The sequence below is a fragment of the Achromobacter sp. LC458 genome (genome assembly GCF_001005835.2).
Taxonomy (GTDB): Bacteria; Pseudomonadota; Gammaproteobacteria; order Burkholderiales; family Burkholderiaceae_B; genus Achromobacter; species Achromobacter spanius_B.
The window spans coordinates 41,864-64,600 of the sequence record NZ_LBHW02000020.1 but is presented as its reverse complement, the minus strand read 5'-3'; the positions used below and the strand labels follow the sequence as shown (position 1 = coordinate 64,600).

22 protein-coding genes are annotated in these 22,737 nt (G+C 65.4%); 8 read left to right on the top strand and 14 right to left on the bottom strand.

Annotation, left to right across the window (positions count from 1 at the left end; all coding sequences use genetic code 11):
* Window positions 1-86 precede the first annotated feature (86 nt).
* Genes YH64_RS17640 through YH64_RS17630 form a run of 3 tightly spaced genes read right to left on the bottom strand, consistent with a single transcriptional unit; the run spans window position 87 to window position 2,883 of the window.
* Window positions 87-905 carry a TatD family hydrolase gene (locus YH64_RS17640; RefSeq protein WP_046805774.1) on the bottom strand — a complete coding sequence of 273 codons (819 nt, stop codon included), beginning with the start codon at window positions 903-905 and terminating at the stop codon, window positions 87-89.
* Between the two features lie 48 nt (window positions 906-953).
* The gene (locus YH64_RS17635) at window positions 954-1,658 is read right to left on the bottom strand and encodes an ABC transporter ATP-binding protein (RefSeq protein ID WP_046805775.1); all 705 of its coding nucleotides are present in this window, start codon (window positions 1,656-1,658) and stop codon (window positions 954-956) included.
* On the bottom strand, window positions 1,651-2,883 hold the full coding sequence (locus YH64_RS17630) for a lipoprotein-releasing ABC transporter permease subunit (RefSeq protein WP_046805776.1): 1,233 nt from the start codon (window positions 2,881-2,883) through the stop codon (window positions 1,651-1,653). The genes YH64_RS17635 and YH64_RS17630 overlap by 8 nt, the downstream gene beginning before the upstream one ends.
* Before the next feature lie 178 nt (window positions 2,884-3,061).
* On the opposite strand from YH64_RS17630, the gene YH64_RS17625 reads away from it, so the two are divergent.
* The 6 genes from YH64_RS17625 to YH64_RS17600 all read left to right on the top strand — a co-directional run bounded on the left by YH64_RS17625 (window position 3,062) and on the right by YH64_RS17600 (window position 9,623).
* A complete protein-coding gene (locus YH64_RS17625; RefSeq protein WP_046805777.1) occupies window positions 3,062-4,006 on the top strand; it encodes a hypothetical protein in 945 nt (314 codons plus the stop codon).
* Window positions 3,988-5,688, top strand: coding sequence for a single-stranded-DNA-specific exonuclease RecJ (recJ, locus tag YH64_RS17620; protein WP_046805778.1), 1,701 nt, complete (start codon window positions 3,988-3,990; stop codon window positions 5,686-5,688). The genes YH64_RS17625 and recJ overlap by 19 nt, the downstream gene beginning before the upstream one ends.
* Before the next feature lie 140 nt (window positions 5,689-5,828).
* Window positions 5,829-6,933 (top strand): peptide chain release factor 2 gene (gene prfB / locus YH64_RS17615; protein WP_100856261.1). Its coding sequence is split into 2 segments (ribosomal slippage): window positions 5,829-5,909 and window positions 5,911-6,933, totalling 1,104 coding nucleotides; the frame shifts between segments, so codons are not numbered across the junction.
* Window positions 6,934-6,976: 43 nt separating this feature from the next.
* Entirely contained in the window at window positions 6,977-7,732 is a 756-nt protein-coding gene (locus YH64_RS17610; RefSeq protein WP_046805779.1) for an SDR family oxidoreductase, read from the top strand.
* A gap of 10 nt (window positions 7,733-7,742) precedes the next feature.
* Entirely contained in the window at window positions 7,743-9,266 is a 1,524-nt protein-coding gene (lysS, locus tag YH64_RS17605; RefSeq protein ID WP_046805780.1) for a lysine--tRNA ligase, read from the top strand.
* A 36-nt stretch (window positions 9,267-9,302) separates the two neighbouring features.
* Window positions 9,303-9,623 carry a preprotein translocase subunit TatB gene (locus tag YH64_RS17600; RefSeq protein WP_143215428.1) on the top strand — a complete coding sequence of 107 codons (321 nt, stop codon included), beginning with the start codon at window positions 9,303-9,305 and terminating at the stop codon, window positions 9,621-9,623.
* Here the strand turns inward: YH64_RS17600 and YH64_RS17595 are convergent.
* The 8 genes from YH64_RS17595 to YH64_RS17560 all read right to left on the bottom strand — a co-directional run bounded on the left by YH64_RS17595 (window position 9,620) and on the right by YH64_RS17560 (window position 18,108).
* Window positions 9,620-10,264, bottom strand: a complete 645-nt coding sequence (locus tag YH64_RS17595; RefSeq protein WP_046805782.1) for a TetR/AcrR family transcriptional regulator — start codon at window positions 10,262-10,264, stop codon at window positions 9,620-9,622. The two genes, YH64_RS17600 and YH64_RS17595, sit on opposite strands and share 4 nt — an antisense overlap.
* 6 nt (window positions 10,265-10,270) lie before the next feature.
* Window positions 10,271-11,425, bottom strand: coding sequence for a thiolase family protein (locus tag YH64_RS17590; protein ID WP_046805783.1), 1,155 nt, complete (start codon window positions 11,423-11,425; stop codon window positions 10,271-10,273).
* Window positions 11,422-13,263 (bottom strand): long-chain fatty acid--CoA ligase, encoded by a 1,842-nt coding sequence (locus YH64_RS17585; protein WP_370512756.1) that lies wholly within the window; start codon window positions 13,261-13,263, stop codon window positions 11,422-11,424. Before YH64_RS17585 ends, YH64_RS17590 begins: the two co-directional genes overlap by 4 nt.
* An 11-nt stretch (window positions 13,264-13,274) precedes the next feature.
* Window positions 13,275-14,069 (bottom strand): ABC transporter ATP-binding protein, encoded by a 795-nt coding sequence (locus YH64_RS17580; protein ID WP_046805831.1) that lies wholly within the window; start codon window positions 14,067-14,069, stop codon window positions 13,275-13,277.
* A 64-nt stretch (window positions 14,070-14,133) separates the two neighbouring features.
* The gene (locus YH64_RS17575) at window positions 14,134-15,315 is read right to left on the bottom strand and encodes an ABC transporter substrate-binding protein (RefSeq protein WP_082134542.1); all 1,182 of its coding nucleotides are present in this window, start codon (window positions 15,313-15,315) and stop codon (window positions 14,134-14,136) included.
* A 49-nt stretch (window positions 15,316-15,364) separates the two neighbouring features.
* On the bottom strand, window positions 15,365-16,402 hold the full coding sequence (locus YH64_RS17570; RefSeq protein ID WP_046805785.1) for a branched-chain amino acid ABC transporter permease: 1,038 nt from the start codon (window positions 16,400-16,402) through the stop codon (window positions 15,365-15,367).
* A 3-nt stretch (window positions 16,403-16,405) separates the two neighbouring features.
* Window positions 16,406-17,284 (bottom strand): branched-chain amino acid ABC transporter permease, encoded by an 879-nt coding sequence (locus tag YH64_RS17565; RefSeq protein ID WP_046805786.1) that lies wholly within the window; start codon window positions 17,282-17,284, stop codon window positions 16,406-16,408.
* Window positions 17,284-18,108 (bottom strand): ABC transporter ATP-binding protein, encoded by an 825-nt coding sequence (locus tag YH64_RS17560; RefSeq protein WP_046805787.1) that lies wholly within the window; start codon window positions 18,106-18,108, stop codon window positions 17,284-17,286. The genes YH64_RS17565 and YH64_RS17560 overlap by 1 nt, the downstream gene beginning before the upstream one ends.
* Before the next feature lie 282 nt (window positions 18,109-18,390).
* Between YH64_RS17560 and YH64_RS17555 the strand changes: the two genes are divergently transcribed.
* Window positions 18,391-19,191, top strand: a complete 801-nt coding sequence (locus YH64_RS17555) for an enoyl-CoA hydratase/isomerase family protein (protein ID WP_046805788.1) — start codon at window positions 18,391-18,393, stop codon at window positions 19,189-19,191.
* 74 nt (window positions 19,192-19,265) lie between these two features.
* Here the strand turns inward: YH64_RS17555 and YH64_RS17550 are convergent, their stop codons facing one another.
* A complete protein-coding gene (locus YH64_RS17550) occupies window positions 19,266-20,039 on the bottom strand; it encodes an enoyl-CoA hydratase/isomerase family protein (protein WP_046805833.1) in 774 nt (257 codons plus the stop codon).
* A complete protein-coding gene (locus YH64_RS17545) occupies window positions 20,036-21,316 on the bottom strand; it encodes a CoA transferase (RefSeq protein ID WP_046805834.1) in 1,281 nt (426 codons plus the stop codon). The genes YH64_RS17550 and YH64_RS17545 overlap by 4 nt, the downstream gene beginning before the upstream one ends.
* Before the next feature lie 112 nt (window positions 21,317-21,428).
* On the opposite strand from YH64_RS17545, the gene YH64_RS17540 reads away from it, so the two are divergent.
* Window positions 21,429-21,734, top strand: a complete 306-nt coding sequence (locus tag YH64_RS17540; RefSeq protein WP_255444547.1) for a LysR substrate-binding domain-containing protein — start codon at window positions 21,429-21,431, stop codon at window positions 21,732-21,734.
* An 8-nt stretch (window positions 21,735-21,742) separates the two neighbouring features.
* Here the strand turns inward: YH64_RS17540 and YH64_RS17535 are convergent, their stop codons facing one another.
* Window positions 21,743-22,633 (bottom strand): methylglyoxal synthase, encoded by an 891-nt coding sequence (locus YH64_RS17535; protein ID WP_046805789.1) that lies wholly within the window; start codon window positions 22,631-22,633, stop codon window positions 21,743-21,745.
* Window positions 22,634-22,737: the final 104 nt, after the last annotated feature.

Genomic DNA, 22,737 nt, shown 5'->3' with positions numbered 1-22,737 from the left:
TTAGAAAGTTTTAAGAAATTTCTCGGATCTCTGATGTATCCAGACGACAAAATGCCGCCTTCCGGCGGCATCATGCGGGGACGGATTCAGTCGTCGTCGGCCAGAATGGCGGCGGGCAAACGCGGCAGGACGCGCATGGCGTTGACGGTAGTGGCGTGCGCCACCTGGGCGGGCGTGATGCCGCGCAGCTCGGCCAGCACGGCGGCAATGCGCGGCAGTTCGCCTGGCCGGTTGCGGCGCTGCGGCGGGTGCAGCCAGGCGGGCGGGATATCGGGCGCGTCCGTCTCCAGCACCAGATGGGACAAGTCCACATCCACCGCATGGCGACGGATCTGCAAGGCGCGTTCGTAGGTCATCGCGCCCCCCATGCCCAAGGCAAAACCGTGGTCGACAAACGCCTGCGCCTGCTGCGCGCTGCCGTTGAAGGCATGTGCAATGCCGCCGATGGGGCCATGGCGGCGCAGGTACTTGAGCAGGATGTCTTGCGAACGGCGCACGTGCAGCAGCACCGGCAGCTTGAACTCGGCGGCCATGGCCAGCTGCGCGGCATAGAAGCGTTCCTGGCGTTCGCGCGGTTCACCCGTGGCGATCTCGGGCACGAAGAAATCCAGGCCGATTTCACCGATGGCGACAAAGCGGGGGTCGCCCAGGCATTGCTTGATGGTGTCGCGCAGGACGTCCAGGTCGGCATCGTCGGCGCGCTGCACGTACAGCGGGTGGATGCCCAGCGCGTAGGCGCCGCCGGCGATCTGCCCGGCCAGTGCCTGCACCACGGAAAAGTTGGCGCGTTCGACGGCGGGGATCACGATGGACCCCACGCCGGCTTCGCATGCGTGGTCGGCTACCTGCTGGCGGTCGGCGTTGAACTCGGCGGCGTCCAGATGGCAGTGGGTGTCGATCAGCATGGGCGGGGTCTCCTTGGCGCCATTATGCTCGCCGCCGGCATGGCTCTGCTACCCCGACACCAGCCGGCCGTTTTCCATCAGCAGTTGGCGGTCGGCGCGGGCGGCCAGTTCGGGATCATGCGTGACGATGGCGAATGCCGTGCCCGATTCCTGGTTCACGCGCGTCAACAATTCAAACATCTTGTGCGCGGTGTTGCGGTCCAGGTTGCCGGTGGGTTCGTCGGCCAGCACGCAAACGGGCCGCGTGACCAGCGCGCGCGCCAGCGCCACACGCTGGCGTTCACCGCCCGACAACTGCCCCGGGAAATGGTCCTCGCGCGCGGCCAGGCCCACCAGCGCCAACACTTCGCGCGCGGCGGCGCGAGCCTTGTCGCGGGTCTCGCGGCGCACGATCAGCGGCATGGCCACGTTATCCAGCGCGGAAAATTCCGGCAGCAGATGATGAAACTGATAGACAAAGCCCAGGCTGCTGTTGCGCACGGCGCTTTTCTTGGCCTCGGACAAGCCCACGGCCAGTTTGCCGTCCACCGACACCGAGCCGCTGGTGGGCACGTCAAGCAAGCCCAGGATGTGCAGCAAGGTGCTCTTGCCCGAGCCGGAAGCGCCCACGATGGCAACCATTTCACCGCGCGCCACCGACAGGCTGACGTTGCTGAGCACGTCGATGCGGGCGGGGCCTTCGTCGTAGTACTTGACGATGTTCTCAGCCTGCAACGCGGGCGTCAGGGCGTCTGCGTTTGGAATCTTAATCATGGCGCAGCACCTGTGCCGGTTGCAGACGCGAGGCGCGCCAGCTGGGATACAGCGTCGCCAGCAACGACAGCACCAGCGACGTCAGGCCGATGGTGGCGATGTCGCCCATTTGCGGGTCGGACGGCAACGCGCTGATGAAATAGACTTCGCGCGGCAGGAAATGCACGCCCAGCATGCGCTCGATGAACGGCACGATCACATCCACGTTGTAGGCAATGGCAATGCCGCCCACCACGCCCAGCAAGGTGCCGATGACGCCGATCATCGCGCCTTGCACCAGGAAGATGCGCGCGACTTCGCCCGGCCCCGCGCCCAGCGTGCGCAAGATGGCGATGTCCGACTGCTTGTCTTTCACGGCCATCACCAACGACGACAGCAGGTTGAACGCGGCCACCGCCACGATCAGCGCCAGGATCAGGAACATCATGCGCTTTTCGGTCTGCACCGCGGCGAACCAGGTGCGGTTGTTGCGCGACCAGTCGCTGGCCATCACGTAAGGCGGCAGCACCTTCTTCAGTTCATTGGCGACTTCGGGCGCTTTTTGCATGTCGGCAATGCGCAGCCGCACACCGGCCGTGCCGCTTTCACGGAACACGCGGGCAGCGTCCTGGTTATCGACAAACGCCAGCGACGAATCGTATTCATAGTGGCCCGACGAGAACACGCCCACCACGGTGAACTGGCGCATGCGCGGCGCAAAGCCGGCCGGGCTGATCGAACCTTGCGGCGCCATCATCAACAGCGTGTCGCCCACTTTCACGCCCAGCCCGTCGGCCAGTTCGTTGCCCAGCACCACGCCAAAGCCACCGGCTTTCAGATCGGTCAGCTTGCCCGACACCATCTGGCGCGGCAGGTCCGACACGTTGCCTTCGGTGGCCGGGTCGATGCCCCGTACCTGCACACCACGCAACGCCTGCCCCCGCACCAGCATGCCCTGCGCTGCCACGAAGGGCGCGCCGGCCTTGACCTGGGGGTTTTGCTCGGCGGCGGTGGCGAACTGCTGCCAGCGCTCAAGCACCTGTTCGGGCAAGGCGCCGGGAATATAGAGTTCGATGTGCGGCAGCACCGACAACATGCGGTCGCGCACTTCTTTTTGGAAACCGTTCATCACGGACAGCACTACGATCAGGGCGGCAACGCCCAGCGCGATGCCCGCCATGGAGCTGGCGGCGATGAAGGAGATGAAGCGATCGCGGCGCCCGCGTCGCTGGCGGATTCGGGCCATCCCGGCATAGCGGGCGCCTATCCAGAGTTCGTAGGGTATTTTCAGCACGTGCGCATTATGGCATTAACGGCCTGGAAATCGCGCCGCGGATGTGCGGTTCCACGACCAGCCGTGTCAACCTATGGCAGCCGCCACCGCCGCTTAGTTCCCGCCGCCCGGGCGGACTACAATCGCGGCCATGCTGATCGTCATTCCGGGCGCCCTGCCCGCCCTTCCCGTTGCCGCCGAACTGGCCAAGCTGCTGCCTGAACGCGCCCCCACGCTGCACCGCTGGTTGCTGGCCGGCGCCGCCCGGGCCGCCCCCTTTGATGTACGTGCCGCCGGGTGCACGGCTTTCGAATCCTGGCAACTGACCCGCGCGGGCTACCGACCCGAACCCGGCCTGCTGCAAGGCGCGGGCCTGGGTCCGTTGCTGGCCGATGAGCAGGCCCCGTCCGGGCAAGCCGTGTGGCTGGCCGAGCTGGTCCATCTGGCCCTGGGCGCGGACCAGGCCAATCTGCTGGACCCGGGCCAGATGGATCTGCGCCCCGAAGAATCCGCCGCCTTACTGGACACGGCGCAGCCCTTGTTCGACGGTACCGGTTTTACGGTCCAGCCCCTGTCCCCGCAGCGCTGGCGGCTGACCTTGCCTGACGGCCTGCGTCCGCAGACGGCATCGCCGATGGTCGTGGCGGGGCATCGCTTGAATGAATGGTGGCGCCAGGACGCGGAAACGCGGCCATGGCGGCGCTTGCTGAATGAAATACAGATGGCGTGGCACGAACACCCCGTCAACGACGACCGCGCCGCGCGCGGCCTGCCTCCCGTCAATGCGCTATGGCTGTACGGCGGCGGCACGCCCTGGCCGGTGGCCGCGCCCGGCCCGGAACGCGTGCTGACCGGCCTTGACGCGCCCCAGCGCGCGGGCGATTGGGCCGCCTGGCTTGATGCCCTGACCGAACTCGATACGCAGCATTTGCGCCCCCTGGCGGGCAAGCAGGGCGTGCCCGACAGGCCCGCCGAACTGCTGCTGCTGGGCGACGACCGCCAAGTCGCCCTGACCCTGAAACCGCGCGGGGGCCTGCTGGGCTTGCTGCCCGCGCCCAAGAAAAACTGGAGCGCCTGGTGGTCTCACCCCGCTTAACGACTCGCCCCGCCGACCTGGACGCCTGCCGCGTCCTGGAAGCGTCGGGCATCCATCCCTTGCTGGCCCGCCTGTGGGCCGCGCGCGGCGTCACGCATCCTGATCAGACCAAGCTGGCCTGGCCATCGTTGTTGCCGCCCGCCGGCCTGACTCATTCCGCGCACGCCGCCGGCGTGCTGGCCGATGCCATCCAGGCCGGCAAAAAGCTTTTGATCGTGGCCGACTACGATTGCGACGGCGCTACCGCCTGCGCGGTCGGGCTGCGCGCCTTGTCGGCCATGGGCGCCGACGTCGACTTCCTGGTGCCCAACCGCTTTGAAACCGGCTATGGCCTGTCGCCCGCCGTGGTCGAGCTGGCCGTGCGGCACCGCAGCGGCAAGCCCGACATCATCATCACCGTGGACAACGGCATCGCCAGCGTCGACGGCGTGGCCGCCGCCAACGACGCCGGCATCGGCGTGGTCATCACCGACCACCACTTGCCCGGCGACACCCTGCCCGACGCGCTGGCCATCGTGAACCCGAACCAGCCCGGCTGCGGCTTCCCGTCCAAGAACCTGGCCGGCGTGGGCGTGATCTTCTACATGATGCTGGCGCTGCGCGCCGAGTTGCGTCGCCGTGGTGTTTACCCCGCCGATGGCGGCCCGCGCCTGGACGCGCTGTCCGACCTGGTGGCGCTGGGCACCGTTGCCGACGTGGTCAAGCTGGACGCCAACAACCGCCTGCTGGTCACGCAGGGCTTGCAGCGCATGCGCAGCGGCCGGCTGCAACCGGGCCTGCGCGCGCTGTTTGCCGTGGCGGGCCGCGAACCGCGCAGCGCCAATGGTTTCGACCTGGGCTTTGCGCTGGGCCCGCGCATCAACGCGGCGGGCCGCCTGGCCGACATGAGCCTGGGCATCGCCTGCCTGACGACGGATGACGAAGCGCAAGCGCTGGAAATGGCGCGCGAGCTCGACAACATCAACCGCGAACGCCGCACGATCGAAGCCGAAATGCGCGAACAGGCACTGGCCGCCATGGAAGCGCCCAATGCGGCGGCGGGCGCCACGGTCTGCGTATTCGACCCTGGCTGGCACCAGGGCGTGGTGGGGCTGGTGGCCTCGCGCCTGAAAGAAAAATTCTGGCGTCCCACGCTGGCCTTCGCGCCGGCGGGCGATGACGAAATCCGTGGCTCGGGCCGCTCCATTCCCGACGTGCATCTGCGCGACGCGCTGGACCTCGTGTCCAAGCGCCACCCCAACCTGATCCGCAAATTCGGCGGCCACGCCATGGCGGCCGGCCTGACGCTGGGCCGCGCCGACTTTCCCGCCTTCGCGCCCGCGTTCGACGCCGCCGTGCGCGAGCTGACCGGCCGCGACACCTTCGAACCGGTCATTGAAACCGACGGGTCGCTGGAAACCGGCTACGCCAACGCCGAAATCGCCGGCATGTTGCAGCAACAGGTCTGGGGCGCGGGCTTTGCCGCCCCCCTGTTCCTGGACGAATTCACCGTACGCAACCAGCGCCTGGTCGGCGAAAAGCACTTGAAGCTGTCGCTGGAACGCGGCCACCAGCGCTTTGACGCCATCTGGTTCGGCCACGACCAGTCGCTGCCCGAACACATCCAGGCCGCGTACCGCCTGGAACAGAACGTCTGGAACGGCATGGTGTCGGTGCAGCTGGTGATCGAGCACGCGGGGTAAAGCCTGGGGGGAAGCCGACGCTGGCACGATCGCTTCCCAACCAGCGATCCGTCCCCCCTGTTGCAACACGCGCCCGCGTAGTTGCCCCAACCACGGTAAAATGCCAGGTTTCGCACAAAAGTCATCAGGACAGGATCATCATGGAAGCCGAACGTCAGAACCAGCTCGCAGCCCGCCTCGCCGATTACGCGGAGCGCGAACAGGCTCTACGGAGGTATCTTTGACTACGATGCCAAAGCTGAACGCCTGCACGTTGTAAACGCCGAGCTCGAAGACCCGGCGGTCTGGAACGACCCAAAGCACGCCCAGGACCTGGGCCGTGAAAAGAAAGCCCTGGAAGACGTGGTGGAAACGCTCACCGGTCTTGGCACGGGCCTGGCCGACGCCAACGAATTGTTTGAACTGGCCGAGGCCGACGACGACGATTCCACGCTCGAATCCATCGAAAAGGACGCCGACGCGTTCCAGGAAAAGCTGGAAAACCTGGAATTTCGCCGCATGTTCTCCAACCCGGCCGACCCGCTGAACTGCTTCCTGGACATCCAGGCGGGCGCGGGCGGCACGGAAGCCCAGGACTGGGCATCGATGCTGCTGCGCCAGTACCTCAAGTACGCCGAGCGCAAGGGCTTCAAGGTCGAAGTCCTGGAAGAATCCGAAGGCGACGTCGCGGGCATCAAGTCGGCCACCATCAAGATGGAAGGCGAATACGCCTTTGGCTACCTGCGTACCGAAACCGGCGTGCATCGCCTGGTTCGCAAGAGTCCGTTCGATTCGTCCGGCGGCCGCCACACCTCGTTCGCCAGCGTCTTCGTATACCCCGAAGTCGATGAATCGTTTGAAGTGGAAGTGAACCCCGCCGACCTGCGCGTGGACACCTACCGCGCGTCCGGCGCGGGCGGTCAGCACATCAACAAGACCGATTCCGCCGTGCGCCTGACGCACATCCCGACGGGCATCGTGGTGCAGTGCCAGAACGACCGCTCGCAGCATCGCAACCGCGCCGAAGCCATGCAGATGCTGAAGTCCAAGCTCTACGAACTGGAAATGCGCAACCGCATGGCCGAACAGCAGAAGCTGGAAGACTCCAAGACCGATGTGGGCTGGGGCCACCAGATTCGTTCGTACGTGCTGGACCAAAGCCGCATCAAGGACCTGCGTACGAACGTTGAAATTTCCAACACGCAGAAAGTGCTGGACGGCGACCTGGATCCCTTCATCCAGGCCAGCCTGAAGCAAGGCGTTTAAGTCTGTCGCGATACTTCCGCTAACCGTACCCAGAGGTCCACGAATGTCTGACACCATCGCAATCCTTACCGGCGCTTCGCGCGGCATCGGCGCCGCCATGGCGCGCGGCCTGGCCAAACCGGGCACCCGCCTGATCACGCTGGCGCGCCGCGAAGACCCCGAACTGGCCGCCTACGCGCAGTCGCGGGATCTGCAGCTGGAACAACTGTCCGTGGACCTCTCGGACTTGAAAGCGGCCGAAGCCTCGGCTGAACGCATCTGCGCGGCCCTGCCGCGCGATGCCAAGCGCTATCTGCTTATCAACAATGCGGGCACGGTGCACCCCGTGGCCGGCACCGACGCCCTGATCGACAGCGCGGCCATTACCGCCGCCTTCAACCTGAACGTCACCGCCGTCATGCTGCTGACCGCGCGCTTTCTGGCCGCCGTCGAAGGCCTTAACGCTGACCGCCGCGTGCTGAACATTTCCTCCGGCGCGGGCCGCAACCCGAACGCCGGCTGGGGCGTCTACTGCGCCACCAAGGCCGCGCTGGACATGTACACGCGCGTGGTCAAGCAGGAACAAGGCGCCGACGGCGCGCGCATCGTCGCGCTGGCCCCCGGCATTGTCGACACCGACATGCAGGTCGCCATCCGTTCCAGCGACCCCGACAGCTTCCCCGCGCTGGCCAAGTTCCAGGACTTCCACGCCACGGGCAAGCTCGCTTCGCCCGCCAATGTGGCCGCCCGCATCCTTGCCTACCTGGATCGCGAAGATTTCGGCACGACCGACATCGACGACATCCGCAATTACGACTGATCCCCTTACCATGACCGACCACTCGACCGCTCCGGCACCCGCCCAGGATGAAAACCGCTTGATCGCCGAACGGCGCGCCAAGCTGGCCAAACTGCGCGAAACCGGGGTTGCGTACCCGAACGACTTCGTTCCGGACGCCCGCGCCGCCGCGCTGCACGACAAGTACGACGGCGAGGAACAGGAAGCCCTGGCCGCCGCCGGCGTCACCGTCAAGGTGGCCGGCCGCATGATGCTCAAGCGCGTCATGGGCAAGGCCAGCTTCGCCACCCTGCAAGACAGCACCGGCCGCATCCAGATCTACCTGGACCGGGGCACGCTGGGCGAAGACAACTACGCCGCGTTCAAGCAATGGGACATCGGCGACATCATCGCGATCGAAGGGTCGGTCTTCAAGACCAACAAGGGCGAATTGTCGGTGCACGCCGCCACCGCCCGCCTGCTGTCCAAGTCGCTGCGCCCGCTGCCCGACAAGTTCCACGGCGTGGCCGACCAGGAACTGCGCTACCGCCAGCGCTACGTTGACCTGATCATGACGGACGCCACGCGCCGCACGTTCGAAGCGCGCAGCAAGGCCGTGGGCAGCATCCGCCAGTTCATGCTGAACGCCGGCTTCCTCGAAGTGGAAACGCCCATGCTGCACCCGATTCCGGGCGGCGCGGCGGCCAAGCCGTTCGTCACGCACCACAATGCGCTGGACATGGAAATGTACCTGCGCATTGCGCCCGAGCTCTACCTGAAGCGCCTGATCGTCGGCGGCTTCGAACGCGTGTTCGAAGTCAACCGCAACTTCCGCAACGAAGGCGTCAGCCCGCGTCACAACCCTGAATTCACGATGATGGAGTTCTACGCGGCCTATGCGGAATACCGCTGGCTGATGGACTTCACGGAAGAACTGATCCGCCAGGCCGCCATCTCGGCCACCGGCAGCGCCGTGCTGACGTATCAGGAGCGCGAGCTTGATCTGTCCAAGCCGTTCGACCGCCTGACCATCTGCGAAGCCATCCTGAAGTACGCGCCGGGCTACACGCAGGCACAGCTGGACGACCCGGTTTTCGTGCGCGCTGAACTCAAGAAGCTGGGCGCGGACGCTGACGGCCCCGTGCTGTCGCGCGCCGGCCTGGGCGCGCTGCAACTGGCGCTGTTCGAAGAGACGGCCGAAGCCAAGCTCTGGAACCCCACGTACATCATCGACTACCCGGTTGAAGTGTCGCCGCTGGCGCGCGCTTCCGACACGCGCGAAGGCATCACCGAGCGCTTCGAGCTGTTCATGACCGGCCGCGAAATCGCCAACGGCTTCTCGGAATTGAACGACCCCGAAGACCAGGCCGAACGCTTCCGCTCGCAAGTCGAAGCCAAGGACGCCGGCGACGAAGAAGCCATGTTCTACGACGCGGACTACATCCGCGCGCTGGAATACGGCATGCCTCCGACAGGCGGCTGCGGCATCGGCATCGACCGCCTGGTCATGCTGCTGACCGACAGCCCCAGCATCCGCGACGTCATCCTGTTCCCGCACCTGCGTCGTGAAGACTAAGGTCGCAGCAGCGCAGGCGAGCGCCGGAGCAGCGTCGTGATCTTCAAGATCCTGATGCTGCTGCTGATCGTGGCGGGGCTGGTCTATTGGATCAAGCACCCCCGCCGCGTCCTGCAGGGTGCGACCTACGCGCCCGCGCGGCCACGCCGCCCGGTGTTCATTGCGCTATGCATCGCCACCGCCATCTCCGTGGTGGCCGCGATCTTGACGGCGCTGTTGTGGATGGGTGGCGTGGCCGGCGGCGTCACCGGCGGCGGCTATCACGGCGAAGCCGACTTCCTGCTGCCTGTCTCCGGTTGCCTGCTGGCCTTGGGCGTGGCGTGCGCCGTGGCGGCATTCCTGAAGCGTCGCGGCTAGGCGGCGGCATCCAGCGGCCACGCGCCCGCCCCTTCCGGCAACGCCGGCAACGACGCCAACAACATCGCATCGATGAAAGCCGCCGGCGCCAGACGCCCGCCAGGCTTGTACCACTGCACCGTCAGGTTCATCGCCCCCAACACGCAGCGCTTGATGACGCGCGCGTCGCCCTGGATCAGCCCCGCCTGAACGGCATCCGCCACCACCGACTGCCACATCGCTTCGTAGCGATCGCTTAGCGCCTTGACCGCCGACTGGCTGGGCGCGGACAAGCTGCGCCATTCGTAGACCAGCGCATTCATTGCATCGCCGCCCGCGCCTTGCAGCATGCTCCACATGTGCACGCGAAACAGCGCGGCAAGCCGATCCGCCGGCGCATCGTAGTACGCCAGCGCGCGTTCGCCCCCGTCGATCACTTCCTGGATGCCGTTGTTCATCACCGCCACCAGGATCTCTTCCTTGCTGCGAAAGTGATGGAACAGGCTGCCCGACTGCAAGCCCACGGCGCGCGCCAATTCGCGCACCGTGGTCCGTTCGTAGCCGTGCTTGCAGAACAGCCTGCCGGCCGTCAGCACCAGTTCGCGGCGGCGTTCGGAATCAGCGCCCTCTTCGCGCGGCACAAGGGCCGCGGTCTTTGTCATAGCCGATCACAGCCTTTGAATGATGGTGGCCGTGGCCATGCCATGGCCGATGCACATCAGCTGCATGCCGATTTCGCCTTCGGTCGCCTCCAGCCCCGCCAGCATCTTGGCCATCAGCCCGGCACCGGTCGCACCCAAAGGGTGGCCGTGCGCGATGGCGCCGCCCCAGGGATTCACGCGCGCGGGCTTCGCATCAAGCTCGCGCTGCCACGCCAGCACCACGCTGGCGAAGGCTTCGTTGATTTCGATCCAGTCGATGTCTTCCAGCGCCAACCCGGCACGCGCCAAGGCCTGACGCGCCGCCGGGATCACGCCCGTCAGCTGCATCACCGGGTCGGACCCCACGACCACCCGCGCCAGGAAACGCGCCCGAGGCCGCAGCCCGTCGGACAGCGCGGTGTCGCGATCCGCCAGCAACACCGCCGCCGCCCCGTCTGCCAGCTGGCTGGCGTTGGCGGCGGTAACGCCGCCCTGGCCAGCGGGCCGCATCGCGGGCGCCATGGCAGCCATACGCGCCGCGTCGGTCTTCTCCCTGATACCTTCGTCCCGATGCGCGGCGTCTTGCGGGCCGGGCAGCAGTTCGGCATGCAGGCCGGCCCGCGCGGCAGCCCAGGCGCGTGCGTGGCTTTCGCGCGCCCAATCGTCCATGTCCGCCTGCGACAGTTTCCAGTGGTCGGCGATGCGCTCGGCGCTTTCAATCTGATGCACTAGCGCATGGCGTTCCAACAGCGCAGGGTTCAGCGATTCAAAACCCTTGAATTCGCCCTGCCCCAAGGTCACGTCCAGGAACATCGGCACGCGGCTCATGCTTTCGACGCCGCCCGCGACCACGTAGCGCATATCGCCCGCCGCGATGGCTTGCGCGCCAAAATGCACCGCCTGCTGGCTGGAGCCGCACATGCGGTTCAGCGTTACGCCCGGAACGGTTGCCGGCACGCCGGACAGCAGTGCCGCCAGCCGCCCCACGTTTGCGCCCTGCTCACCCGCCTGGCTGACGCAGCCCGCGATCAGGTCCTCGACCTTGTCGCCCGGCAAGCCGGCACGCGCCAGCAAGCCATCCACCGTCTGCGCCAGCAACGTATCGGGCCGCGTATCGGCCCACCATCCGCCACGCCGACCAAACGGCGTGCGAACCGCCTCCACGATCACGGCGTCATTCATGCCATCGTCTCCTCAACGTAGAGCCTTTCGATTTCGTTCGCGTACGTGCGATAGATGCTGGCCCGGCGCACTTTCATGGTGGCCGTGACCTCGCCATCATCGTGGTCCAGTTCCTTGGTCAACAGGTGAAAGCGCTTGATCTGCGACACCGGCGCCAGCCCGGCGTTGGCGCGCGACACTTCTTGCTGCACCAGCTCGCGCACCTCGGGCGATTCCGCCAGCGACCGGAAATGCGTGAACGCAATGCGGCGCGACTCGGCCCACTTGCCCACCGTGTCGAACTCAAGCTGGATCAGCGCCGACACGAACTTGCGCCCATCCGCGATCACGATGCATTCCTTCACATACGGGCTGCCCTTGACGGCGTTTTCGATTTCGGACGGCGTCAGGTTCTTGCCGCCGGCCGTGATCATGATGTCTTTCAGGCGATCCACGATGCGCACGCGGCCGTCCTGTTCCGCCACCACGTCGCCCGTATGCAGCCAGCCGTCGCGCACCGTGTCGGCGGTGGCGTCCGGGTTCTTGTAATAGCCCTGGAACACCATGTCGCCGCGCACCAGCAATTCACCCGCCTCGCCCATCTTCCATTCCACGCCCAGGATCGGTTCACCCACCGTGCCTACCTTTACGCGATCGGGGTGTTGGCCGAAGATCATGCCGGCGGACTCGGTCAGCCCATAGACTTCCAGCAGCGGCACGCCCAGATTGCGAAAGTAGCGGACCACATCGGGCGGTATCGGCGCGGCGCCCGTCATCGCGACGCGCACGCGCCGCAAGCCGATGAAGTTCTGCAAGGCGCGCAGCACCAGCCAGTACCACAGCGCATGCGTCAGCCGTTCGCCCGTGCTGTATTGCGCAGGCGACTTTTCAAGAAACGGCGCACAACGCGCCAGCGCCCGCCGGTACAACCACTGTTGCAGCCGCCCCGCCTCCTGCATCTTGATCGAGATCGACGCGTGCAACTTTTCCCAGATGCGCGGCACGCCCAGGAAAATCGTCGGCGCCACTTCACGCAGGTCCTCCTGCACGGTGCGAATGGATTCCCCAAAATTCACCTGCGACCCCAGGTACAGAGGCACGAAGGTGGACAGCATTTGCTCGGCCACATGGCATAACGGCAGATACGACAGGTGCACGCTGGCCGCATCCATCGACAGCCGGTCCGCGATGCCCGGCGCCACGCCGCGCATGTTGCGGTAACTAAGCATGGCGCCCTTGGGCTTGCCGGTGGAGCCCGACGTATAAATCATCAGCCCCGTGTCATCCAGCCGCTGCGTATCCAGCGCGGCGTTCAGCGCGGGAAACTCGACGGCCTCGCGACGCGCGCCGTCGGCTTCGACCTCGGCAAAGGTGACGATGCGCGTGCGGTCGGCGGGCGGGTATGACCGCAGGCCTTTGGTCTCCATCATCACAATGCGGCGCAGCAAGGGCAGCCGGTGGGCCACTTGCAGCACCTTGTCGGTCTGCTCCTGGTCTTCGCACACCACCAGTTCGACGTCGGCATGCTCCAGCACATAACCCATTTCCTCGGCCGGGCTGGTCGAATACACACCCACCGCCACGCCGCCCACCGTGCCCGCCCCCAACTGCGTCAGCAGCCATTCCACGCGGTTTTCCGACACGATGGCCACGCGCCCGCCTGCACCTAAGCCCAGGGCACGCAGCCCCAGGCCCACGCGGCAGGCGCGCTGCCAGTAGTCCGCCCACGACAGCGGCTTCCAGATGCCAAAGTCTTTTTGCCGGATGGCGATGGCCGTGGGTTTGCGCCGCGCCTGCTCGCGCAACATCTGCGGCAGGGTCAGCTCGGGCCAGACGGCGGGATCAATCAACGCAACCATGGCCTTGTCCTTCATGACAGCCAGCGCTTGCGGCGCTTGTAATGCTTGATATCGCGAAAGCCGCGCGCCTCGCCCGTGCCGCCCACGCCCAGATAGAATTCGCGCACGTCGGGGTCGGCGGCCAGCTTGTCGGCCGAGCCGTCGATCACCACCTTGCCGGTTTCCATGATGTAGCCGTAGTGCGCCACGGCCAGCGCCACCGAGGCGTTCTGCTCAACCAGCAACATCGACACGCCCTGCTCGGCGTTGATGCGCGCGATGATGGAAAAAATGTTTTCGACCAGCATCGGCGACAAGCCCAGCGAGGGCTCGTCCAGCAGCATCAGGCGCGGCTGCGCGATCAACGCTCGGCCGATGGCCAGCATCTGCTGTTCACCGCCAGACAGATAGCCCGCCAGGCCGCGCCGCCGCTCGAACAGGCGCGGAAAGTAGCCGTAGACCAGGTCGAAGTCCACCCGCGCGCCGGGCCTGCCCGTCAGCGCGTAGGTGGCGGCCACCAGGTTTTCTTCCACGGTCAGGTCTTCAAATACGCGGCGCCCTTCCATCACGTGCGCAAGGCCCGATCGCACCAGGTTCTGCGGCTTGGCGCCGCGAGTGTCGCCGCCGTTGAACACGATGTGGCCGCGCACCAGTGCCCCGTCTTCCAGGTCCAGCAGACCCGACACGGCCTTGAGCGTGGTGGACTTGCCCGCGCCGTTGCTGCCCAAGAGCGCCACGATGTTGCCCGCCGGCACCGACAGGGACAGGCCACGCAGCACCTGCACCGCCTTGTTGTAGACGACTTCGATATTGTTGATGTCCAGCACCGCCGCGGGCGTGGCGGTGCCGGTCGATGCCGCGTGCGCGTCAGGGGCGAACGTCACAGGCGCCTCACTTGAGCACGATCCAGTCGGACGCCGGCACCATCTGCTTTTGCTTCACATCGGCGCGATAGATCCGGCCCACCGGAATGGAGTTGCCCTTGATGGTGATGGGCACGCCGATCAGCCCACCCGTGTCGAAGTCCTTGATGCCATCCAGCGCGGCTTTCATGTTGGCGCTGGTCAAATCCTTGCCGGCGTCCAGCGTGCGCTTGGCCACTTCGGAAAACAGCATCGCGGCCAGGAAGCCCTGCATATAGCCCGTGCTTTGATATTGCGGACGCATCTCGCGAATCTTCTTGAGCATCGGCGCATCGCCCTCGGTGTCGTAGTAGTAGCGATACGGCATCACGCCCATGAAGCCCTCGGCGTCTTCGCCCATCTGCATCACGGTGGAGTTGTCCATCGTCCAGAACGTGCCCATGTAGCGCGTCTTCAAGCCCATGCGCTTGCCCTGCCCCACGAATTCGGGAATGGGCGCCAGCACGTAGCCGTGGAAGATCGTGAAGTCAGGGTCGGCGCGGCGCAGCTTGATGACTTCGGTGGACACGTCCACGCTGCCCGGCGGCGTCATGATCTCGGTGGCGACCTTCAGGCCCAGCTTTTCCGCGACCGCGCGCGAACTGGCAATGGGGTCGCGGCCGAACTCGGTGTCGGAATACACGAACGCGACTTTCGCACCAGGCTGCTCCTTGGCGATGTAGCGCAGCAGGATGCCGAACATTTCGGTGTAGTCGGGCCCCAGCATGAACTGCGCCGGATACTTGGCGGGGTCGTTCAGCTCGGTGGCGAACGACGCGCCCGTCATCAGGATGTCGCCCGTGCGGTTCAATTCAGCGTTGATGGTCTTTGAAAAGCCCGTGGAATCGCCGTAGTAGAAATTCACCTTATTCTGGCTGGTGATCTTCTTGAAGGCGGCCACCGACGCATCGACCTTGTACGCCGTGTCTTCCGGCACGTAGCGCAGCTTGCGCCCCTTGATGCCGCCCTGGTCGTTGATGATCTTCACGTAGTCGGTGATGCCGGCGTGGATGCCCTGGCCCGCGAACGCGAACACGCCGCTCAAGGGAATTGACCCGCCCAGCACCAGGTCGTCAGCAGCGTGCGCGGCGGGCGCCGCCGCTATTGCCGCCGCCAGGCCCAGCGGGGCCAACAACCTCGATAAACCGCTGCCTATCCGGATGCGCTTCATGGTGTGTCTCCTTGGGTCTTTTTGGATCATGCAATCGGCCAAACCGCGTTCAGGTCCGGAATGGCCACAGGTGAAAGAAGCGACGCACGCGCCGCCAGATTTCCGCGAGCCCATGCGGCTCGAAGATCAGGAAGCCCACGATCAGCAGGCCGAAAACAATGGTGCGCACCGGCGATACCAAGCGCAGCGCGTCGCCCCCTACGGGCAGCCAACCGACGATCAGCTTGAGCAGTTCCGGCACCATCGTCATAAAGACCGCGCCCAGGATGGCCCCCAGGATCGAGCCCATGCCACCCACGATGATCGCAGCCAGGAAAAAAATCGACATGATCAGCGGAAAGCTCTCGGGTGTGACGACGCGAAAAAAGTACGCCCACAAGCCGCCCGCCACGCCCGCATAAAAAGACGACAGCCCGAACGACAGCAGCTTGTAGCGCAGCAGGTGGATGCCCAGCACTTCGGCCGAGATATCGCGGTCGCGGATGGCGATGAAGGCGCGGCCGATGCGGGTGCGAAACAGGTTGGCAGCGCCCAGCACCATCAGTATCGTCACCGGCACGATCAGCCAATAGATCTTGAACGACGTGTCCAGGTCCACGCCCAGCAAGCGCGCGGGGGGCACCTGCAAGCCGGTGGTGCCGCCCGTAAATTGCCAATTGGCAAAGATGAAATGCGCAATGAACGACGCGGCGATGGTGGCGATGGCCAGGTACAAGCCCTTGACCCGCAACGACGGGATGCCCACCAGCAGCCCGCCCAGCATGGCCACCACCCCGCCCCCCAGCAAATTGACCAGCACCGGCGTACCCAGGCGCAGTTCCATCACGGCCACCGTGTACGCGCCCAGCCCCATGAACGCGGCTTGACCCAGGCTGACCAGCCCGGTGTAGCCCGTCAGGATATTCAAGCCCGTGGCACTGGCGATATTGATAGCGACCAGACAGGCCAGGTACAACCAGTACGCGTCGGCCACGAATGGGAACAACACCAGCGAAGCCGCCAGCAAGGCCAGCCACACGTGCTGGGTGCGCGTATCGAACAGGGCCTCGTCCGCCAGGTAAGTCTGTTTCGCGGTCGCGATGCGCATGGGTCAGAGCCTCTCGATTTCACGGGTGCCAAACAGGCCGTAGGGCCTGACCATCAGCACCACGACCAGCACGATGAAAGTGGCCAGCAGCTTGAATTCGCCACCCAGATAGGCGCCTGCCCAGGCTTCCAGCAGGCCGATGAACACACCGCCCACCAGCGCCCCCGCCACGCTGTCCAAGCCTCCCACGATCACCACCACCAACACCGACAGGCCGAACACGCCCATCGACGAAGAGATGCCGCCGATGGCGCCCACGATCACGCCCGACACCGCCGCCAGCGCGCCCGCCGCCACCCAGGCCAACGAGAACACGCGCGGCACGTTGATGCCCATCGCATAGGCCGCGCCCTGATCGGACGCCGTGGCGCGCAAGGCCACGCCGCCGCGCCAGTAGCGAAACACCACCAGCACCAGCAACGCCAGCACCACCGCCACCCAGAATCCGTAGAACACCTTGGGGGCAACAAACGCCTCGCCGATCATCACGGGCGAGCGCGGCATGAATTCCGGCAAGCGCCGTTGATCCGCTGTCCAGATCAGTTCCACCACCCCCACCAGAATCGAGGCCAGGCCCACGGTCACCATGAATACCGAGATGGGCGCTTCGCCCAGCATCGGCCGTATCGTCAGCCGTTCGACCAGCGCGCCCAACGCGCCCGACACGACGACAGCACCCACAATGGCCAGCCAGATCGGCCACTGCATGCCGGTGGCAAACGCGTAAAACACATAGGCGCCCAGCATCAGGAATTCACCGATGGCGATGTTCACGACGCGCGTGGCCTTGTAGACGATGACGAACGCCAGGGCAGCCAGCGCGTACAGGCCGCCACTGCCCAGTCCCGCCAGGGTCACTTCCAGGAAGAACAGCGCGTCCATCACGCGGCCTCCCGCAGACGGCGGCGCAGGTCGCCCACGTCCCCCGCGCCCAGATAGGCTTTGATGACCTCGGGGTTGGCTTGCACCTCGGCGGGCGTGCCATCGGCAATCACCTGGCCAAAGTTCAGCACCACGACGTGATCCGACAGGTCCATCACCATGCCCATGTCGTGCTCAACCATCAGCACCGTCACGCCCCACTCGGTGCGCGCATCCAGGATGAAGCGCGCCATGTCGTCGGTTTCTTCGCGATTCATGCCGGCCACGGGTTCGTCCAGCATCAGCACCTTGGGCTGCATGGCCAGCGCGCGGGCCAGTTCCACGCGCTTTTGCAACCCATAGGACAACGCCGCCACGGGCGCATGGCGGATGTGGTCGATTTCAAGAAAGTCGATGATGCGTTCTTCGATGTCGGCCCGCAGCGCCATTTCTTCGCGGCGCGCGCGGCCCAGGTACAGCAGCGCATCCAGCACGTTGGTGCGCAGGTGCGCGTGGCGACCCAGCTTGATGTTGTCCAGCACGGTCATGCCGCGAAACAGCGCGATGTTCTGAAAGCTGCGCGCCAAGCCCATCCGCGCGCGCTCGGGCGCCGCCACGCGACTGATGTCGCGGCCTTCAAATCGGATCTGGCCGGTGGCCGGCTTGTAGAAGCCGGAAATGGTGTTGAACAGCGACGTCTTGCCTGCGCCGTTGGGGCCGATGACGGTGGTGATGGTGCCGGGCGCCACCCGGAAGCCCACGCCCGTCAGCGCTTTTACGCCGCCAAAAGCCAAGGTAACGCCATCCACCTCCAGCAAGGGAGCGTGTTCGGACTGATCCACCATTTGTCTCCTCGCTGATTGATCGCGAAGTTATTTGCCGCCTTGTGGCGGACATTTTTTTGGGCGATGAATCGGGCGACCCGCCAGGCAGGCGATGCAACGAACCTGTCTTTTACCTACGCCAATCCAGCGCCGGAAAATCGTTCAATGCGACAGTGCTATGCGGCAGTGCTATGCGTTACGCTAGACCTGCTTAAAACAAAACCAAGCAAGCGCTCGGTTCAGACCATAGCATCGCGGTTTTTGGATCGACAGTTGGTACTTACCCGATAACGGAGACACGCCATGACCCAGGAACTTCCCACGTTCGATTCCGTGCTGCTGGAGGCGGACGGCACGCTGGCCACCGTCACGCTGAACCGCCCCGACACGCTTAACGCCATCGACGTCGCCATGGCGCGCGACCTGCAACGCGCCGCGCAATGGCTGGAAACGCAGAAGGATATTCGGGTCGTTCGGTTGCGTGCGGCGGGCAAGGCGTTTTGCGCCGGCGGCGACATCAGCATGTTCACCGGCGAAGCGGCGCAGGTGCGCGCCACCTTGCTGGACCTGTTCACGCCGCTGAATGATTTCATCGCGCGCATCGCACGCATGAACAAGATCTGGTTGGCGCAAGCGCATGGCGTCGCGGCGGGCGCTGGCTTGTCGCTGGTGCTGGCCTGCGATCTGGCCATTGCCGATAACGACACACGCTTCATGACCGCGTACTTGAAGCTGGGCGCAACGCCCGACGCGGGTATGACGCACGGGCTGGTTCGCGTGCTGGGCGCACGGCGCGCGCTGGACCTGCTGCTGCGACACGATGCCTTCACGGCAAGCGATGCGTTGGCATGGGGCATTCTTAACCGCAGCGTGCCCGCTTCGGATCTGGCTGAGGCGGGTGCACGCTACGCCCAGGAACTGGCCCGCCATGCGCCGCATGGTATTGCGGGCGCGAAGGCTTTGCTGCGCAGCGCGCAGCACGCCACCTTGGAGACGCAACTGGCCGAGGAGACGGCGCGCTTTTTGGATTCCGCGGGTCGGGCGGACTTTGCCGAGGGCGTGCGCGCGTTCCGCGAAAAACGCGCGCCGCAGTTCAAGGGGTAATAGCGCGGGCGGGGGCGTTAGGGGTTCGTGAGCGGCGCGCGGCCTTCATGGACCCTCCCCGCCGTTGCTGTTCCCTACGCTTGCTTCCACACCGGTGCACGCTTTTCCACAAATGCCGACAGTCCCTCGGCGGCATCCGGCGTGGCGGCAGCGTTGCAGAACACCTCGACGGCGGTCGCCAGCTTGCGGCGGTAGTCGTTATCGTTGGCAAACACGAACGCGCGGCGGCCCATGGCCAGCACCTGTGGCGGCTTGCTTGCCAACGATTGCGCCAACTGGCGCGCCTGCGCCAACAACTGCGCTTCTTCTTCAACGCGCGCCACCAGGCCCAGCGCGTGCGCTTCCTGCGCACTGAATGTGCGGCCGGTAAAGAGCAGATCAAACGCGCGATGCTTGCCCACGATGGCAGGCAGATGCGCGTAGTGAATGGCCGGCAGCACACCAACATCAATCTCGGGATACCCGAACGTGGCGTTGCTGGCGGCCACGATCATGTCGCTGGAAATGGCCACCGTCATGCCGCCGCCGCGCACGGCGCCCGACACCACGGATATCGACGGCTTGGTCAGGTTGAATTGCGCGTCGTAGAGCTTGACGTACAGCCGGGACAACAGCGCATGGATTTCGCCGGCTGAACTGGCCATCAGTTTCTTCATATCCAACCCGGCGCAGAAGCGGCCGGGAAGATCGCTGGCCAGCAGCACCGCGCGCACGGCCGTATCGGCATTGGCGCGCTCCAGCGCGGCAATCAACGCATCCAGCATGTCCACATCCAGTGCATTGACCGGCGCATGGCACAGGTGAATCTCGGCGATCCGGTCGCGCACTTCGTAGCGTAGATAGGTCAACATGGTTCTCCGGGTGCTGTGTGGGGCGACGCTTGGGGTGCTTGTTGGGGTGCTTGTTGGGGTGCTTCCTGCACGCTGCCGGCGGCAAGCAAGGCGTCGATGTCGTCGGGCGTGTAGCCCAAGTCTGCCAGAATCTCGCGGCTGTGCTGTCCAAGCAGCGGCGCAGGCATGGCGGCTTGGCGCGGCTGCTTGCCGAACCGCACGGGCAAGCCCACGTTTTGAACCGTACCCAGCACCGGATGCTGGCTGCTGACGATGAGCTCGCGTGCCGCCACCTGCGGGTGCGACAGCGCCTGGTCCAGCGTGTGTATGGCCGAACAGGCAATGCCGGCGGGCTTGAGCGTGGCGATCCAGTCGGCCACCGTTCGCGTCGCAATCCGCGCCTGCACCAATGCCACGGTCGCGTCAAAGTTGCGCACGCGCGCCGCGTTGCTGGCGAATTCCGGATCGTTCACCTTGTCCTGCAAACCGGCGACGGCACAAAAGCGCTGCCATTGTGCGTCATTGCCCACGCCCAGCATCAGGTCGCCATCCGCCGCGCGAAACGCCTGATACGGGCACATCGCCGGGTGGCCCGTGCCCATGCGACGCGGAATCTGGCCAGTGCGCCAATAATTCTGCGCCATGTACGACATCAAGCCCAATGAGGTATCCAGCAACGACACGTCCAGATACTGTCCTTGCCCCGTCTGCGCACGCTGAAGCAGCGCCGCCAGAATGCCACTTAACGCAAACGACCCGGTGCCCAGGTCCACCGGTGAAAAGCTGGCGCGGGCGAAGTTGCCGCCCGGCTCGCCCATGGTGCTGATCATGCCGCTGAAGGCTTGCAGCATCACGTCATAACCGGGCTCGTCACCCATCGGCCCTTCGCGGCCATACCCGGAAATTTCGCAATAGATCAGCGTCGGATTCAGGCGGGCCAGCGTCTCGTAGTCAACACCGAGCCGCGCGGCGGTCTTGCCGCCGAACCCCTGCAACACCACATCCGCCTGCTGGGCCAGCCGATGCACCACTGCCCTGCCCGCGTCGGATTTCAAGTCGACGGCCAGGCTGCGCTTGTTGTGGTTGACGGCCAGGAACGTGGCGGATTGCCCGGCGTCCTGCGGCAACCAGGCGCGCGTGTCGTCGCCGGTGCCCACGGGCTCGACCTTGATGACGCGCGCGCCCAGCTCGCCCAGATACTGGCCGCACAACGGGCCGGCCAGCACCTTGCTCAGATCCAGCACCGGAATGTCTTTCAGTGGCGTCCGATGAGGAACTGGTGGTGGTGTCGCCACCGGCAGCAAGCGGCGGCGCACAAGCGTGGTCCGGGCAATTGGCCACGTTACCTAAGATGGGGTTAGGCGCCCTGGCCAAACTACCGCTGGTTTTGCCGGCAATCCACATAGTTTGCGGCGGCTGCTGGACAAGTATCAGCAGCAGGAACGCACTGCGTTTCGCGTCATTGCAGAAGCCAACGCGATCCCGCAATTGATAGAACTGGTTCACGCCGGGCTGGCGCACACGATCCTGTCCTACGAAGCGGTGCGCAAAGAGGCAATGCGCGGCGAGGTGTCGCTGCGCCGGATAAAAGCGCCGCGCCTGACGCGGCCGGTATTCCTATGCCGTTCGGACGTGCTGCCGCTGTCCATGGCGGCCACCGCCGTGGCGGACCGGGTAAGCCGGATCATCATCGATGGCGGCTTGCCCGGTTAGCTCGCGTGTCAGATCAGGCCGGCGCGCTTCTCGACCGCCTGCGCCCAGCGCCGCGCCACGGTCGGCGAGGTTGCGCAGGTGGCGGAGTCGGTAACCACGCGCACGGCGCGTTCAAGCAGTTGAATGTCGGCCTCGTGCTGGCGCGCCACATGCGGGTCTTCGAAGAAGATCACGCGCTGGCACTGATGCTCAAGCACCAGTTCGGCAATCTGCGCGTCGCCGCCCAGCGGACCGCTCAGGTAGCGATGCACCCACGGCGTATCCTTGGGCCACCCGCGCGACCATGCCAATTCGTTCAGCCGGCCGCCTGTGGTGCCTGTCGCCACGCGCCGGGCAAACTGCGACAACACGTCGAAATGCTCGCTGGCAAACGCCACCATCTCGTCTTTGAGCGCATCGTGCGCGATCATGGCCAGCGTCTGGCCCGTGAAGTTGAACAGGCGCGACACGGACGCATCAGGCGCCAACCCGGCATGCACGCGTTCCACTTCCATCCATTCGATGGCACCGGCCACTGTTGAAATAAACGGTCGGCCATGCGTGATGCACTGACGCTTTAACGCCAAGGCTTCCGGGAAAATCGACGACGGATCCACCGGGTCGATCAGATAGATAGCGCCGTCGAACGGCGCCTGCCCGTCGCGCCCTTCGGTCACGCGCGCCACCAGCTTCATCAGTCCGCCTTCGCGCCCGTAGGGATACCGGATCAGCCCGCTGTAGCCCTGCAACATCCCTTCGCGCACGATGGCGTCATGGGTGCGGCCGACGGTGTGCAGTTGGACGCCCAGCTCGCGTATCGTGGACGAGCACGCGCGCAACCAGGTGAACAAAGCGGCATCGGGGGTTTCGTGGTGCAGCCGGTTGGCGGCCAGGCCAAAGCGCAATGGAGCAGCGGGCATCAGTAGACTCGGACAAGGTGGAACACAACGTACGGATCCTTGATGATAACGTGGCCGCTTGACGGCGGCACGGCGGCACGACGGCCGCGCAAACAAAAACGCCC